Origin of the sequence: Dielma fastidiosa (assembly GCF_003475485.1) — a bacterium.
GTDB lineage: Bacteria > Bacillota_I > Bacilli_A > Erysipelotrichales > Erysipelotrichaceae > Dielma > Dielma fastidiosa.
In genome coordinates this window covers 569134-583088 of record NZ_QRQL01000001.1, presented here as the reverse complement: position 1 = coordinate 583088, position 13955 = coordinate 569134, and the positions used below count along the sequence as shown (strand labels likewise).

The window sequence follows — 13955 nt, the reverse complement described above, 5'->3', positions numbered from 1 at the left end:
AGAGAAAAGAGGTAGCAGTATGGAACATTTAATCGCACCTATCGCGAAAGAACTTAATATATCAGTAAATCAAATTAAAAGTACATTAGCATTGCTTGAAGAAGGCAATACAGTTCCTTTTATCGCCCGTTATCGCAAGGAGATGACAGGGGGACTTGATGAGGAACAGATCCGTGTTATTTCTGAAAAATATGAATATCAGGCGGCGCTTACCAAGCGTAAGGAAGATGTCGCCAGATTGATTGAGACACAGGGTAAATTGACCGATGAAATCAAGGCGCAGCTGGCAGCCTGCACAAAGCTGAGTCAGATTGAAGATATCTACCGTCCTTATCAGCAGAAACGTAAAACAAGGGCAACGGATGCCGTGGCTAAGGGGCTGAAACCCTTTGCTGAATGGATGCTGACGCTGCCTAAGCAGGGCAATGTCGAAAATGAAGCAGCAAAATATCTCAATGAAAAGGTTACAACGGCTGAAGAAGCAATGCAGGGAGCCAGAGATATACTTGCGGAAATGGCAAGCGATGATTTAGAAATACGTAAAAAGCTACAGGACAGCATGAATAATTACGGTAAAATCGTAACTAAGGAAAAGAAAAAACATGAGGATGAGCGCAAGGTTTATAAGATGTATTATGATTTTACGAGCCGGGTGATTTCCATTCCGAATCACTGTATCATGGCGATGGACCGCGCAGAAAAGGAAAAGGTAATTACCGTATCCATTCAATTTGATGAGCAGTACTGTATCAATTGGGCGATCCGCCGGTTTACTAAAAACCGTGAGAGCATCGTAAAGGAACAGATCGAAATGGCGGTGACTGACGGCATTAAGCGGCTGGCTATTCCATCAATTGAAAATACGATCCGCGCTGAATTAAGTGAGCGTGCGCAGAAATCAAGCATTGATGTATTCTCGATGAATCTTGAACGTCTGCTGCTGCAGCCGCCAATGAAGAACAAGACGATTCTCGGCTTTGATCCGGCGTTTAGAACCGGCTGTAAATTAGCGGTTATCGATAAGACGGGGAAGATGCTGACGGTCAGTGTTATTTACCCGCATCAGCCCAATGCGAGAGTTCAGGAAGCTAAGCGCATTCTGCTTGATTTATGTACCCGCTATCCAATTGATATCATCGCTATCGGCAATGGTACAGCCTCACGTGAAAGTGAGAAGTTTGTTGCTGAATTTATCCGTGAGAATAAATTGAATATAGCTTTTACCATGGTATCGGAAGCCGGAGCATCAGTATATAGTGCGAGTAAGCTGGCGCGTGAGGAATTTCCGGATCTGCATGTGGAACAGCGCAGTGCGATTTCGATTGCCCGCCGTATCCTTGATCCGCTGGCAGAGTTAATTAAGATTGATCCGCAGTCAATTGGCGTTGGCCAGTATCAGCATGATCTGCCAGCCAGTCAGCTGAAACAGCGGTTGGATTTCGTAGTGTCTAAGGCTGTTAACCTGGTAGGTGTCAATGTGAATACAGCCAGTCCGGAGCTGCTTAAAAATGTATCCGGTTTGAGTGCTGCCAGTGCGAAGTCCATCGTTGATTATCGTGACAGCAACGGCGGTATCAGCAGCCGTAAGGAATTAATTAAAATACCAAAGATTGGCGCCAAGAGCTTCCAGCAGGCTGCCGGATTTTTACGCATTGAGGACGGCAGTGAAATTCTTGACCGTACAAGCATCCATCCGGAGAGCTATGATGCCGCTTATCATGTATTGAAAGAGCTGGCTGTTGATCCGCAGCAGATTGGGTCCTTACAGGCTCAGGAAAAGGCTGCCGGCGCTGATCGCGAACAATTAATGAAGGTATGCGGACTTGATGAATATACATTAAATGATATTTTAGAAGCGATTGCCGCACCGCTGAGAGATTATCGTGACAGCTATGATGCACCGCTTCTAAGAAGTGATATTTTGGAGATGGAAGACTTAAAGGTTAATGAAAAACTGGAAGGAACTGTTCGTAATGTTGTGGATTTCGGTGCCTTTGTCGATATTGGCCTGCATGAAGACGGACTGGTACATATCAGCAACATGAGCAAAGAGAAGTTTTCACATCCAAGCGAAATTGTATCCGTCGGTGATATTATTACGGTTTGGGTAAAGAAAATCGATGAAGAAAAGCAGAAGGTTCAGCTGACGATGCTGGAGCCATAAGGAGGACAGCATGAATCAAAGAGAATTACAAGATCGCTGTGAGGCATATCAGGTTGATAAAATCATGCAGATTCAAGCATGGGGTGAACAAGCGCATGAGGGCTCATTCGTCTTGTTGGGTGATTCACTGATCAATCGTTTTGATGAACATCTGCTTGACATAAACAAAGAGGTTATAAACTGCGGGATTGATGGCGCTACTTCGCAGACCTTGTATTTAGTGCTTGACTCAGTGATTCGTATGAAGCCGGACAAAATCATTTTTTTGATTGGCACAAATGATCTTGATGATGCCCATGAATTTGACTGTCTGGATATTACGTTTGCGCTTTATAATATGATTTCTTCCATCAGCAGGCAGCTGCCGGCAGTTAAAATCGGTATAATGACGCCGCTGCCAATTGATGAATCAAGACAAAAGACACGGGCCAGAAACAATCGTACATTAAAAATGCTGGGTAATGAAATGATGGCCTTAAAGGATGAACTGAATCATGTAGAGGTGCTTGATCTGTTTGCGTTATTTTCAGATGCGCAGGGCTCGCTGATTGATGAAATGACAACCGACGGCCTGCATTTGAACGCGCAGGGCTATGAGCGTCTTGCGAATAGACTCAATGAATGGCTGGTGAGTTTTTAGTGAATGACTATGTAGAAAAAGCGCTCGCTAATCAGCGCAATGGTTATAATTGTGCGCAGGCGGTTGTCTGCGCTTACGCTGATGCTGCCAATATCAGTGAAGCAGATGCCTATCGGATGGCTGAAGGCTTTGGTTCAGGATTGGCTGGCTGTCAGCTGACATGCGGTGCCCTGCTAGGTATGGCCATGGTGATTTCGCTGCTGAACAGCTCTGGAAAGCTGGGCGATAAGCAAACCCGCGGCCAAACATACAAGCTGATTCAGCAGGGACTGAAAATGTTTGAGACCATGAATCAATCGACTCAGTGTGCTCAATTAAAGGGGATGGGATCACAGCCGATGCTGCGCAGCTGTCCGGGCTGTGTTGAAGACAGCGTAAGGATCATTGAGAAGCTTAAAAACAGCTGTGTCTGCAGCGGAAACATGCGGTAAGCCATGTATTTTATTTGAACACAAAAAAATGAATTGTTGGTGCGAAAAATCTTGTCAATTTAATACTTTAACGATAAAATAAGAAGACGTATAAGGAGAACGAAAATGAAAGCTGTAGTAAGTGTTTTGGGTAAGGATAGTGTAGGGATTTTAGCTAAGGTTTCAAAAGAGTGCGCAGATGTCAACGCGAATGTTTTGGAGGTAAGCCAAAATATTATGCAGGAAATGTTTGCCATGATTATGATGATTGATATCAGCCATATCAATTGTGATTTTAAGGAATTTGTTGATCATATGTCTGCATATGGTGATCAGAACAATCTGAAAATCCATGTGATGCATGAAGATATCTTCAATTCCATGCATCGTATTTAACAGGTGAAGCTTATGTTAAATGCTAATGATATTTTACAAACCATCAAGATGATTGATGAAGAGGATCTGGATATCCGTACAATAACGATGGGTATTTCTTTGCTTGATTGTGCTGACGCGAATATTGATAAATCCTGTGAGAAAATCTATAACAAGATTACTCGCTTAGCCAAGGATTTGGTTAAGACTGGCAATGATATTGAAAAAGAATACGGTATCCCAGTAATCAATAAGCGTATTTCAGTGACACCGATTGCGATGCTGGCGGCAGTCAGCGGCGGTGATCCTATCAAATATGCTTTAACTTTAGAGCGCTGCGCGCAAAGTGTCGGTGTTAATTTTATCGGCGGTTTTTCAGCGCTTGTTCAAAAGGGCTTTTCAGCTGGTGATTTAGAAGTGATGAACGCGATTCCGCAGGCTTTAGCGCAGACGGATCATGTTTGTGCCTCAGTAAATATCGGCTCTACAAAAGCCGGTATTAATATGGACGCAGTTAAGATTATGGGTGAAAAGGTTGTGGAAGCTGCCAAGCTCACTCAAGACCGTAATTGTATCGGTGCTGCCAAGCTGGTTATTTTTTGTAATGCACCTGAAGATAATCCGTTTATGGCGGGTGCTTTTCATGGTGTCGGGGAAGCTGACTGTGTGATTAATGTCGGGGTTTCCGGTCCAGGGGTTGTAAGAGCCGCGCTGGCCAAGGCACCAAAGGATCTGCCGATGCATGAACTGGCGGATATTATTAAAAAGACAGCCTTTAAGATTACCCGTATGGGACAGCTTGTCGGAACAGAAGCGAGCCGCCGGTTAGGTGTGCCTTTTGGTATCGTTGATCTTTCATTGGCGCCGACACCGGCCATCGGTGATTCTGTGGCTTATATTTTAGAAGAAATGGGTCTTGAAACATGCGGTACCCATGGTACGACAGCCTGCCTGGCAATGCTTAATGACGCGGTGAAAAAGGGCGGCGTTATGGCATCAAGCTCAGTCGGCGGTTTATCGGGTGCTTTTATTCCTGTTTCTGAGGATGCCGGCATGATTAATGCAGCCCGCAGCGGTGCGCTAAGCATTGAAAAACTGGAAGCTATGACAGCGGTATGCTCTGTGGGTCTTGATATGATCGTTGTGCCAGGTGATACACCGGCCGAAACGATTGCGGCAATTATAGCTGATGAGGCTGCAATCGGTATGGTTAATTCTAAGACAACAGCTGTCCGCGCAATTCCTGCTATCGGTGTCGAAGAAGGCATGGATCTGGAGTTTGGCGGTCTGCTTGGCAGTGGTCCAATCATGAAAATTAATCGCTGTTCAAGTGCTGTGATGATCAATCGAGGCGGAAGAATTCCGGCTCCGTTGCAAAGTCTTAAAAATTAAAATTCAGCTCTTTTATCAAAAAGAGCTTTTTTAAATGAGTCAGCAAATTTTTTTTACGATTAAATTAAATATTGATAGATAAACAAAATAACTGGATAATTAACGTTTATGTACTGATTATTGGGCTAAATGTATTTTAACGTTAACTATTACAAGCGGCGGTTAAGCTGTTGTAACTTTAAAATGTAAAGTTTATAATAAAAATGAAAGTATCTGAATATCATGAAATAAGGTGAAAATAGTAATTATTGAAAATGATAGGATGATATAAAAATCAATGACTAAAGGAGACACAATTATGAAACGTACGATCTGTTTTGATGGACCGGTTTACGATCATCTGCAATATGCGAAGGATGAAAATTCAGTGGAATGTCAGCGTATTAAAAAGGTACTGACAGATAAAATCGACACTTTGATCAAAGAGGGAGAATGTGTGTTTATGAGCGGTGTGCGACGGGGGATAGAGATGTGGACTGCTGAAATCGTACTTGAAAAGATGGAAGTGTATCCCAATGTAAGTCTGATCTGTGTCTGTCCTTATGAGGAACAGCCAACCTATTGGAATGAGAATCACCGTGAGCGTTATTTTACGATTCATCAGCTTTGTACCAAACTGGTAATGCTTAATCGGCATTATGAGAATGATAGCTATCAGAAACTGGATAATTATCTTCTGGAGCATTGTGATACCATTGTTACGCTGAACAGTGAAGAATCAAGAATGGCAAGAAAAGCGGCGCAAATGAATAAGCTTATTTTAAGCATCGACTAAATGAGGAGGTTCAGCCTCCTTTTATATTGCTTGTTCCTGTTTTCAGTGCTACTATAAGAGAAACAGGAAGGTGATTTCCATGGATGCTTATGAAGTTGGACTGCAGAAGCTGTCAGCCTTATTCAGTCAGGATCGGACATTTGTTTTAGCGACAGTGAAGGAATCAAAACCCTCTCAGCGGGTAGTGGATACTTATTATGATGAGGGTGTATTCTGGATTGTCACCTATGCTCAGTCAAATAAGGTAAAAGAATTAAGGATGAACCCGCAGGTATCCTTATGTAATTCATTTCATACATTTAATGGTTTAGCTTATTATGCCGGACATCCGCTTGATGAGCAAAACAAAGATATCCGCGCCAAGCTGATTCAAGTATTTGAGCCTTGGTATTTTGCGCATAATAATGAAGCGGATAAGGATATGTGTTATGTGCGGATTGAATTAACAGAAGGTTTTTTTCATACTGATGGTTTCGGATATATCATGGATTTTACAAAGCATGAAGCTAAAATTATTCCCTTTACTCCGCAAATCAGTCTGTTACCGATTTAGGCAGGTGATGTAAATGCTGATACAAAGCATAGTGGGTGTAATTTGCGGGGGACTCGCACTGCTGCTTTTGATTTATTGTATTTTTATGCTGTGTGAAAGAGGCCCGATTTTTACTAATCGTTTTATATGGAGCAGTGAAGCTGAAAAGAAAACCTTTGATAAAAAGGCGGAATATCGTCTGGCGAGCATCGTCTACGGCACTCTGGCGTTATTCTTCGCTTTAGAGACGATTTATGTATTTACTTTAGATATGCGGGTGCTGATCGTTGGATTTGCTTTGATCGGCCTGCTTTTTATCTATTTGATAATTAACGCGGTTAAGTCTCAAAGAAAGCGGTAAAGGATTGTTTATAGCAAAAATTAAGTTCGTTAACGAACTTTTTTTATTTTATGCTTGAATTTTAACAGAGATGGATTATAATATCATTAGCACTTAAATGCGATGAGTGCTAACGGAGGGATCAACATGAGCAAAAAGAAAGCATTTAAAGCTGAGTCAAAACGATTACTTGATCTGATGATCAATTCTATTTATACGCATAAGGAAATCTTTTTAAGAGAATTGATTTCTAATGCCAGTGATGCGATCGATAAGTATTATTATTTATCATTGAGTGATGAGAATATTACGGCAGATCGTTCAGCGCTGAAAATTCAGCTGTCAGTGGATAAAGAACACCGTACTCTTACCATCAGTGATAATGGTATTGGTATGAACAAGGATGAGCTTGAAGAAAACTTAGGTACGATTGCCAAGAGCGGTTCTTTAGCCTTTAAGGAAAAAATGGAAGCAGAAGAAAAGAATGATGAGGATGTTGATATCATCGGACAATTTGGTGTCGGTTTCTATTCTGCCTTTATGGTTGCCAGTGATGTTGTAGTGGAAAGCCGCAAAGCTGGAGAAGAAGAGGCATACCGCTGGGAAAGCAATGCTGTTGATGGTTATACAATCGATAAATGTGAAAAAGCGGAGCATGGTACAACGATTACTTTAGTGTTAAAGGAAGACAGTGAAGATGAAAAATATTCACAGTATCTTGAAACCTATGAGATTGAAAATCTGATTAAGAAGTATTCTGATTATATTCGTTATCCGATTACAATGTTTGTATCACATGAAGAACCAAAAGAAGAAGGCAGCGAAGAAATGCAGCTGGTTGTCGAAGAAAAGACATTGAATTCAATGGTGCCTTTATGGAAAAGAAATAAATCAGAGATTACCAAAGAAGAATACAATGAATTCTACAAGAATAAATTTAATGATTACATGGATCCTCAGAAGGTGATTCACACACATGTGGAAGGCAGTGTAAATTTTGATACCTTACTGTTTATCCCGTCAAAGGCGCCTTATAATTATTACAGCAATGAATATGAGAAGGGCCTGCAGCTGTATTCACGCGGTGTCTTTATCATGGATAAGGCCAGTGAATTAATTCCGGAATATTTCCGCTTTGTGCGCGGTCTTGTCGATTCACAGGATCTGAGCTTGAATATCAGCCGTGAAATGCTTCAGCATGACCGTCAGTTAAAAGCGATCGCTTCTAAGATTGAAAAGAAGATTAAATCTGAATTAGTAAATATGCTGAAGAATGATCGCGAGGAGTATGAAAAGTTCTGGAAGAACTTTGGCCTGCAGATTAAATTTGGTATTTATAATGATTATGGTATGCATAAGGAGATGCTGCAGGATCTGCTGATGTTCACATCTTCCCATGAAATGAAGCTGACAACGCTTGATGAATATGTGAGCCGTATGAAAGAGGGACAGGATGTCATCTATTATGTAGCCGGTGATAATCTTGATAAATTGGATAAACTGCCAAGTGCAGAACTGGTAAAGGATAAGGGTTATGAAATCCTTTATCTGACAGATAATGTCGACGAATTTGCTCTTCAGGTAATGATGAATTATCAGGAGAAGAATTTCAAAAATATCGCTCAAGGTGATTTGAATCTTGAAAGTGAAGAAGAAAAGAAGGAAATTGAGGAAAAGGCAGAAGAAAATAAAGATATGCTGTCTGATCTGAAGGAAACATTAAAGGATAAAGTAAGTGATGTTGTTATCTCAACTCGCTTAAAGAGTCATCCGGTATGTTTGAGTGCCGGTGAGGGTATGAGCTTTGAAATGGAAAAAGTATTGTCCCAGATGCCTGAGGGTAATCCATACGGTATGAAGGCAACCCGTATTTTGGAAATTAATCCAAATCATCCAATCTTTGAAGCTTTACAGAAGCTGTATGGCCGCGATAAGGATAAGGTTAAGGATTATGCGGATCTGCTTTATGATCAGGCATTATTAATTGAAGGCTTTGATTTAGATGATCCAATCAGTTTCTCAAATAAGATTTGTAATTTAATGGTTGATGCAAGTAAAGAATAAGAGTGGCTGTCCACTCTTTTTCATCATTATAAAAGGAGCGCCGGGATGGAAAAATCAATAAACCAAGGCAAAAGAAGTCGATTATGAATAATGCTTATATTCGTCTGCTGGTTTTCTTATATACAGCTGAAAAATCCTCTGTGGATTATGAGATTGCCGTTGTTTTGATGAGGGAATATAATCGCTTTCCCAACATACTGATTGAAGATATCGCAAAGCAGGCTTGTACGACGGCTTCAGCAGTTACTAAGTTTTGTCATAAATTAAATTATAAAAGCTTTAAGGAGCTGCGGAATGATTGTATTTGTGATGAACAGCTTCAGGTGATTCCTAAACAGCTTGAACTTGCCCAAACCAGCTATAAACAGGCATGTTTATCTTATTTAGAGCAGGAACAGCATAACCTAGCCTTTTATATGCAGTATCATGATGAAGCAATGATTCAAAAAGCAGCTTCATTGATGCGGGCGGGGATGGAAATCGGTATTTGTTATGCCCCTTATAGCTATACCTGTGTGCATGTGATGCGCAATTATCTGGAGATGTTTCATATTCAGGTACAGGGTGTGCCAAGAGATCTCGATGAGGATTTTATGGCGTATCGCTTAAAGTCATCAGCTTTGATTTGGCTTATCAGCTTGCAGGGGACATGGATCAAGGAGCATTGGAACTGGCTGATTAAGCTGAAGGGTGAAGGGAAAACATTTTTAATCATTATCGCTACCTATGAAGAAAGGTTTAAAGAGCTGACACCTTATATTTTTCCTTTTCAATTTAAGGATACAATTCTGGATACAGCCGCTCAGATTTCTTGTCTTTTCGTGAAGCTTGCGTTTGCCTATGCGAATTTTCCAAAATTGGAAAAAAGCTGAACAGCGTTTATCAAAGACACCTGTTATACTGAAACTGTAAACAGGAGGTAAAGATGATGAAACGTTTTTTGGACTGTGGTTTTTCTGATATGGAGGCAATGAATAAAAAAGAATTGCTGGAATCTTTAGAGGCAAGTGAGGGACGCGTGTTGATTGCAGAGTGTTCTCTGTGTCATGACAGCTTACTGCCCCCGATTAGCAACGCGGAAATCAGTGCGGCATTTGGCGCGGATATTCTTTTATTGAATATGTTTGATGTGAATCATCCACGTATTGACGGAATCCAAGGGGCAGCGGATAGTGAGGTTATTCGTGAATTAAAAAGACTGAGTGGCCGATTGATTGGTGTTAATTTAGAACCCATTGACCCAAGGGCAGAGACCATGGGTCAAATTGAAGCGATTTGTGAAGGCCGGCAGGCTAGTGTGGATACGGCGCTAAAAGCAAAAGCGCTGGGCATTGATTTTATCTTGCTGACTGGCAATCCAGGCACCGGTGTCAGCAATCAGACAATCATTGAGACACTGAAAATGATGAAGGAAGCAGTCGGTGATGATGTTGTATTGATGGCAGGTAAGATGCATGCCGCAGGTTCAAAAAGTGAAGCTGGCGAAAATATTATCACAAAAGAAACGATCCGTGCGTTTGTCGAAGCGGGAGCGGATGTTATTTTGATTCCGGCGCCGGGTACAGTACCGGGAATCACTTTAAATTATGTAAAGGATATGATTGCGTATGCTCATTCTTTAGATGCCTTGACACTGACATCGATCGGCACCTCTCAGGAAGGCGCTGAGGAAGCTACGATCCGTGATATTGCTTTGATGTGCAAGATGTGCGGTACGGATCTTCATCATGTAGGTGACGCGGGTTTTGCGCCGGTGGTACCAGAAAGTATTATGGCATACAGCATTGCCATTAGAGGCAAGCGTCATACATATGCCCGTATGGCAAGATCAATTAATCGATAATGCAAGCGGGCTGTCTGATGGTTGTTATTGCAGAAAGTGACTAAAACTGTTAGAATGAATGTATATATTAGAGAATAAGAGAGGGTTATCATGCAACAATATTTAATAGTTTTAGGGGTTTTTGCGATTATTTATTTAATTTATTATATTTGGAAAAAGAAAAAATCCAATGCTTTAATTGACGAACTTTACAAGGTACTGCTGAATAATGATGAAAAACGGCTGAATGAGATCTGTGATTCAAGATTGGCTAAGTTCTTATTTACACCTTATCATTTATATTACTATAAGTTAAATTTCTATACGAAGAATGATAATGAAAAAAAAGCAACGGAAATTTTAAAGACTTTGCTGCCTTTAAAGATTCGTGATAAAGAAAAGCTGTCTTTCTTAAATCTAACTTTCCCATATTTCTTAGGTAAGGAAAATAAGAAGATGTGTGAAGAAATCGCACCATTGATTAAGACTTTATCCGCTAAGGATAAAAATGCAGAGCTGATCTGCAGTGAAGTTGATTTATTAATGGATATTTATATTCATCCTAACCGTGAGAGAATTGCGGAGCTGCGCGCTCTTGCTGATGAGAATGAGGGCGAGGTTAAGGCAATGTATCTTGAACGTCTGGCTATTCTGTATACGATGCTGGATGAAATGGATAATGCGAAAGCGGCTTTTGATGAAGCGGTGCCATTGGCTGAAAATGCGGCTTATAAGGCTAAGCTGGAATTACTTGCTGAAAAGATCGGCGAAAAGAAACATAAGAAATAGTTATTATAATCAGAAACAAGCTGCCCTGAATTTGCTTTTATAGGGCAGCTGTTTTTAAAATATCAGATATATTACAGATCCAGAATCTGAAAACATGGAGGATTTATGAAATCGATATATAAATCAGCACAGGGAAAGCAAAAAATAATCGATCTATATGATGAACAGTTATCGAGACTTAATGTACCTTATCGCGATATTTATATAGCTACCTCCTTTGGTCAAACGCATCTAATTGAAACAGGGATTCAAGCGGGGCCGCCTCTGCTTGTATTTCATGGCGGCAATGCGACTACCGCCTATAATTTATTAGCGTGTACGTTTCTGTTGGAGAATTTTCATGTTTATGCCGTTGATACAATGGGGCATCCCGGTAAAAGTGCTGAAACTACTTTATCGCCTAATAATTATGATTATGGCAAATGGGCAAGTGAAGTGATATCTAATCTTGGATTCCAGAAAATACGATGTTTCGGCGGTTCTTTCGGGGCGGGCATTCTTGCCAAAACGATGTGCGCGGCTCCTGAAAAGATTGAAAAAGCGGTGCTTTATGTGCCATCAGGAATAAAGAATGCGCCTGCTATCCATTTAATAAGCATGGCATTGCCAATGCTGTTCTATCGGCTTACACATAAACCGAAATGGTTGATTAAAACCATTCTGCCAATGGCTGTATCTGAGGAGAACATTGATCATGACGCGCTTGAAACGGCAAAGTGCAGCATTGATAACGCAAGAATCAAAGCGGGGATGCCAAGTGATGCAGATCCGAATAAAATACGAAAATGTCTCGCTCCTACGCTAGTGATGGCAGGCGAAAAGGATTGTATGTTTCCAGCTGAACGGGTAATTCCACAGGCTGAAAAAATGCTTGTCAGCTGTACTGCATATTTATTGGCAGGCAGAGGGCATATGCATAGCTTAACGGAAACTGAGAAACAAATGATTATTCAATTTCTTATGTGAAATAGTACAATTGAAATGATTGTCAGATTAATATCACCGTTTTTTTTATTACAATAAATATTATTACTATTTTACTGATTTATTAATAATAGACAAAATATATTATAAAAACTAAAGTTTTTATTTATTTTAAGCAAAAAGTTCGAATACAATAATGTTATTAAAAGATAGGTAAGGCTGGTATATATCGGGTGGAGATGATTGCACTTAAATTTGTCTGTTGAATGCAAATTATTACATTTTAATGAAAATTTACAGAAAATGGTTGACATCCATTTTCTTCAGCGTTATGATTGAATCAGAAATAATGTTAAGACTGGAAAGAGTAGAGCTGGGCGCAGTATAGAGAGCTTTCGTTTGGTGGAAGAAAGCCTGTTTAACAGTTTGAACACATCCACGAGCAGTCAGGGTGAATGAAGTAATCCTGAACGGGTCCCTGCATCCGTTATCATGCTAGAGTATGTTTGTACTTGAAGAGGTTGGCATTGTGAGATGTCAATAAAATAAGGTGGAACCACGAAGTCAGCTTTCGTCCTTAGGATGAAAGCTTTTTTGTATTTAAAGGAGGCATAAAGATGCAATTCAGTATTCCGGAGGGAACCCGCGATCTTCTGCAGCGCGAGTGCCGAATTAAAAGATTAATGCAGAATCGTATTGAAGCGGTTTTCGAGCGTTGGGGATATGAGGAAATCATTACACCGGCTATTGAATATTATCGGACTTATCAGACTGGCTTCATGCTGCCCAAGGATGAGGAGATGTATAAGTTCTTTGATCAGCAGGGACAGATTTTAACTTTAAGGATGGATATGACGGTACCCATCGCAAGATTGGTAGCAGCTCGTTTCAAGGATCAGCAGCCGCCGTTTCGTTTTCGATATTGCGCCAATGTCTATAAGGTTAAGGAGCATTTAGCTGGTAAGCAGAATGAAGTGAGCGACTGTGGGATTGAATTGATCGGCATGAATGAGCAGGAAGGCGATCTGGAGGTGCTGTGCTGTGCATGTGAGGTGATTGATCAGCTTTCATTAAAAGACAGTGTGCTTGAAATCGGCAACGTGAATTTTTTTCATCAAGCTTGTTTAGCCTATGGCATTGTGGATGATCAGCAGGCTTTAATGGCTGAATTGATTGACAGGAAGAATCTGCCGGCCCTTCATGAACAAGTATCCAAGCTGCAGTTGGATGATGCGGGCAAGGCATTCTTTCTGCGGCTGCCATGGCTGTGCGGTAAAGCGGATATCTTAGATGAGGCTTTGTCCTATTGTTTCAATGATGAATTGCGTGCAATCGTGCTGGCCTTGAAAAAACAGCATGCGGCGTTAACGATGCTTAGCGATGCTGCAATTACTTATGATTTAAGTAAGGTACCGCATCTGAATTATTACAGCGGTTTGATTTTTGAGGTTTATGCGCAAGGTGCCGGCAGTGCGGTAATCAGCGGCGGCCGTTATGATCATCTGATTGAGAAGTTCGGCAAAGCGATGCCGGCGATTGGGTTTTCAATCAAGCTGGATCAGCTGCTGCCGCTGATGAGTGATGTGAGTGTTAAAAAACATGTTCTGGTATATCCGTTATGTAAACAGGTAGAGGCGTTAAAACAAGCAGCGCTCATGCGTCAGCAGGGAATTGTCGAGCTGCGGGTCGATGATCAGGCTGACATTGTATGGTTTGAGGAGGGATAGA

The 13955-nt window shown here is 41.0% G+C and carries 14 protein-coding genes and 1 other annotated feature; all 14 genes read left to right on the top strand.

Annotated elements, in window-relative coordinates; all coding sequences use genetic code 11:
• Positions 1–19: 19 nt before the first annotated feature.
• Positions 20–2164: a Tex family protein gene (locus DWZ33_RS03060; protein ID WP_118453744.1), complete on the top strand. Its 2145-nt coding sequence runs from the start codon at positions 20–22 to the stop codon at positions 2162–2164.
• Between the two features lie 10 nt (positions 2165–2174).
• Complete coding sequence (locus DWZ33_RS03055) at positions 2175–2804, top strand: GDSL-type esterase/lipase family protein (protein WP_118453743.1); 630 nt, start codon at positions 2175–2177, stop codon at positions 2802–2804.
• Positions 2804–3235 (top strand): C-GCAxxG-C-C family protein, encoded by a 432-nt coding sequence (locus DWZ33_RS03050; protein ID WP_182425486.1) that lies wholly within the window; start codon positions 2804–2806, stop codon positions 3233–3235. Before DWZ33_RS03055 ends, DWZ33_RS03050 begins: the two co-directional genes overlap by 1 nt.
• Before the next feature lie 105 nt (positions 3236–3340).
• Positions 3341–3610: an ACT domain-containing protein gene (locus tag DWZ33_RS03045; RefSeq protein WP_118453741.1), complete on the top strand. Its 270-nt coding sequence runs from the start codon at positions 3341–3343 to the stop codon at positions 3608–3610.
• A gap of 12 nt (positions 3611–3622) precedes the next feature.
• Positions 3623–4981, top strand: a complete 1359-nt coding sequence (locus DWZ33_RS03040; protein ID WP_118453740.1) for a PFL family protein — start codon at positions 3623–3625, stop codon at positions 4979–4981.
• Between the two features lie 298 nt (positions 4982–5279).
• A complete protein-coding gene (locus tag DWZ33_RS03035; protein ID WP_182425484.1) occupies positions 5280–5756 on the top strand; it encodes an SLOG family protein in 477 nt (158 codons plus the stop codon).
• Between the two features lie 79 nt (positions 5757–5835).
• Positions 5836–6309 carry a pyridoxamine 5'-phosphate oxidase family protein gene (locus DWZ33_RS03030; protein WP_022937378.1) on the top strand — a complete coding sequence of 158 codons (474 nt, stop codon included), beginning with the start codon at positions 5836–5838 and terminating at the stop codon, positions 6307–6309.
• Between the two features lie 13 nt (positions 6310–6322).
• Positions 6323–6649, top strand: coding sequence for a DUF3784 domain-containing protein (locus tag DWZ33_RS03025; protein ID WP_118453738.1), 327 nt, complete (start codon positions 6323–6325; stop codon positions 6647–6649).
• A gap of 126 nt (positions 6650–6775) precedes the next feature.
• Positions 6776–8692 carry a molecular chaperone HtpG gene (gene htpG / locus DWZ33_RS03020; protein WP_022937380.1) on the top strand — a complete coding sequence of 639 codons (1917 nt, stop codon included), beginning with the start codon at positions 6776–6778 and terminating at the stop codon, positions 8690–8692.
• An 83-nt stretch (positions 8693–8775) separates the two neighbouring features.
• The gene (locus DWZ33_RS03015) at positions 8776–9564 is read left to right on the top strand and encodes a MurR/RpiR family transcriptional regulator (RefSeq protein WP_118453737.1); all 789 of its coding nucleotides are present in this window, start codon (positions 8776–8778) and stop codon (positions 9562–9564) included.
• Between the two features lie 53 nt (positions 9565–9617).
• Entirely contained in the window at positions 9618–10535 is a 918-nt protein-coding gene (locus DWZ33_RS03010) for a DUF7916 family protein (RefSeq protein WP_244925840.1), read from the top strand.
• Between the two features lie 90 nt (positions 10536–10625).
• The gene (locus tag DWZ33_RS03005; protein WP_118453736.1) at positions 10626–11303 is read left to right on the top strand and encodes a hypothetical protein; all 678 of its coding nucleotides are present in this window, start codon (positions 10626–10628) and stop codon (positions 11301–11303) included.
• Positions 11304–11408: 105 nt separating this feature from the next.
• On the top strand, positions 11409–12269 hold the full coding sequence (locus DWZ33_RS03000) for an alpha/beta fold hydrolase (RefSeq protein ID WP_118453735.1): 861 nt from the start codon (positions 11409–11411) through the stop codon (positions 12267–12269).
• A gap of 303 nt (positions 12270–12572) precedes the next feature.
• Positions 12573–12809: a binding site (T-box leader), on the top strand.
• 35 nt (positions 12810–12844) lie between these two features.
• A complete protein-coding gene (gene hisZ / locus DWZ33_RS02995) occupies positions 12845–13954 on the top strand; it encodes an ATP phosphoribosyltransferase regulatory subunit (protein WP_118453734.1) in 1110 nt (369 codons plus the stop codon).
• Position 13955: the final 1 nt, after the last annotated feature.

Coding starts and splice junctions, on each gene's coding strand:
- DWZ33_RS03060 (WP_118453744.1), top strand. CDS start 20: ATGGAACATTTAATCGCACCTATCGCGAAAGAACTTAATATATCAGTA.
- DWZ33_RS03055 (WP_118453743.1), top strand. CDS start 2,175: ATGAATCAAAGAGAATTACAAGATCGCTGTGAGGCATATCAGGTTGAT.
- DWZ33_RS03045 (WP_118453741.1), top strand. CDS start 3,341: ATGAAAGCTGTAGTAAGTGTTTTGGGTAAGGATAGTGTAGGGATTTTA.
- DWZ33_RS03040 (WP_118453740.1), top strand. CDS start 3,623: ATGTTAAATGCTAATGATATTTTACAAACCATCAAGATGATTGATGAA.
- DWZ33_RS03035 (WP_182425484.1), top strand. CDS start 5,280: ATGAAACGTACGATCTGTTTTGATGGACCGGTTTACGATCATCTGCAA.
- DWZ33_RS03030 (WP_022937378.1), top strand. CDS start 5,836: ATGGATGCTTATGAAGTTGGACTGCAGAAGCTGTCAGCCTTATTCAGT.
- DWZ33_RS03025 (WP_118453738.1), top strand. CDS start 6,323: ATGCTGATACAAAGCATAGTGGGTGTAATTTGCGGGGGACTCGCACTG.
- htpG (WP_022937380.1), top strand. CDS start 6,776: ATGAGCAAAAAGAAAGCATTTAAAGCTGAGTCAAAACGATTACTTGAT.
- DWZ33_RS03015 (WP_118453737.1), top strand. CDS start 8,776: ATGAATAATGCTTATATTCGTCTGCTGGTTTTCTTATATACAGCTGAA.
- DWZ33_RS03010 (WP_244925840.1), top strand. CDS start 9,618: ATGATGAAACGTTTTTTGGACTGTGGTTTTTCTGATATGGAGGCAATG.
- DWZ33_RS03005 (WP_118453736.1), top strand. CDS start 10,626: ATGCAACAATATTTAATAGTTTTAGGGGTTTTTGCGATTATTTATTTA.
- DWZ33_RS03000 (WP_118453735.1), top strand. CDS start 11,409: ATGAAATCGATATATAAATCAGCACAGGGAAAGCAAAAAATAATCGAT.
- hisZ (WP_118453734.1), top strand. CDS start 12,845: ATGCAATTCAGTATTCCGGAGGGAACCCGCGATCTTCTGCAGCGCGAG.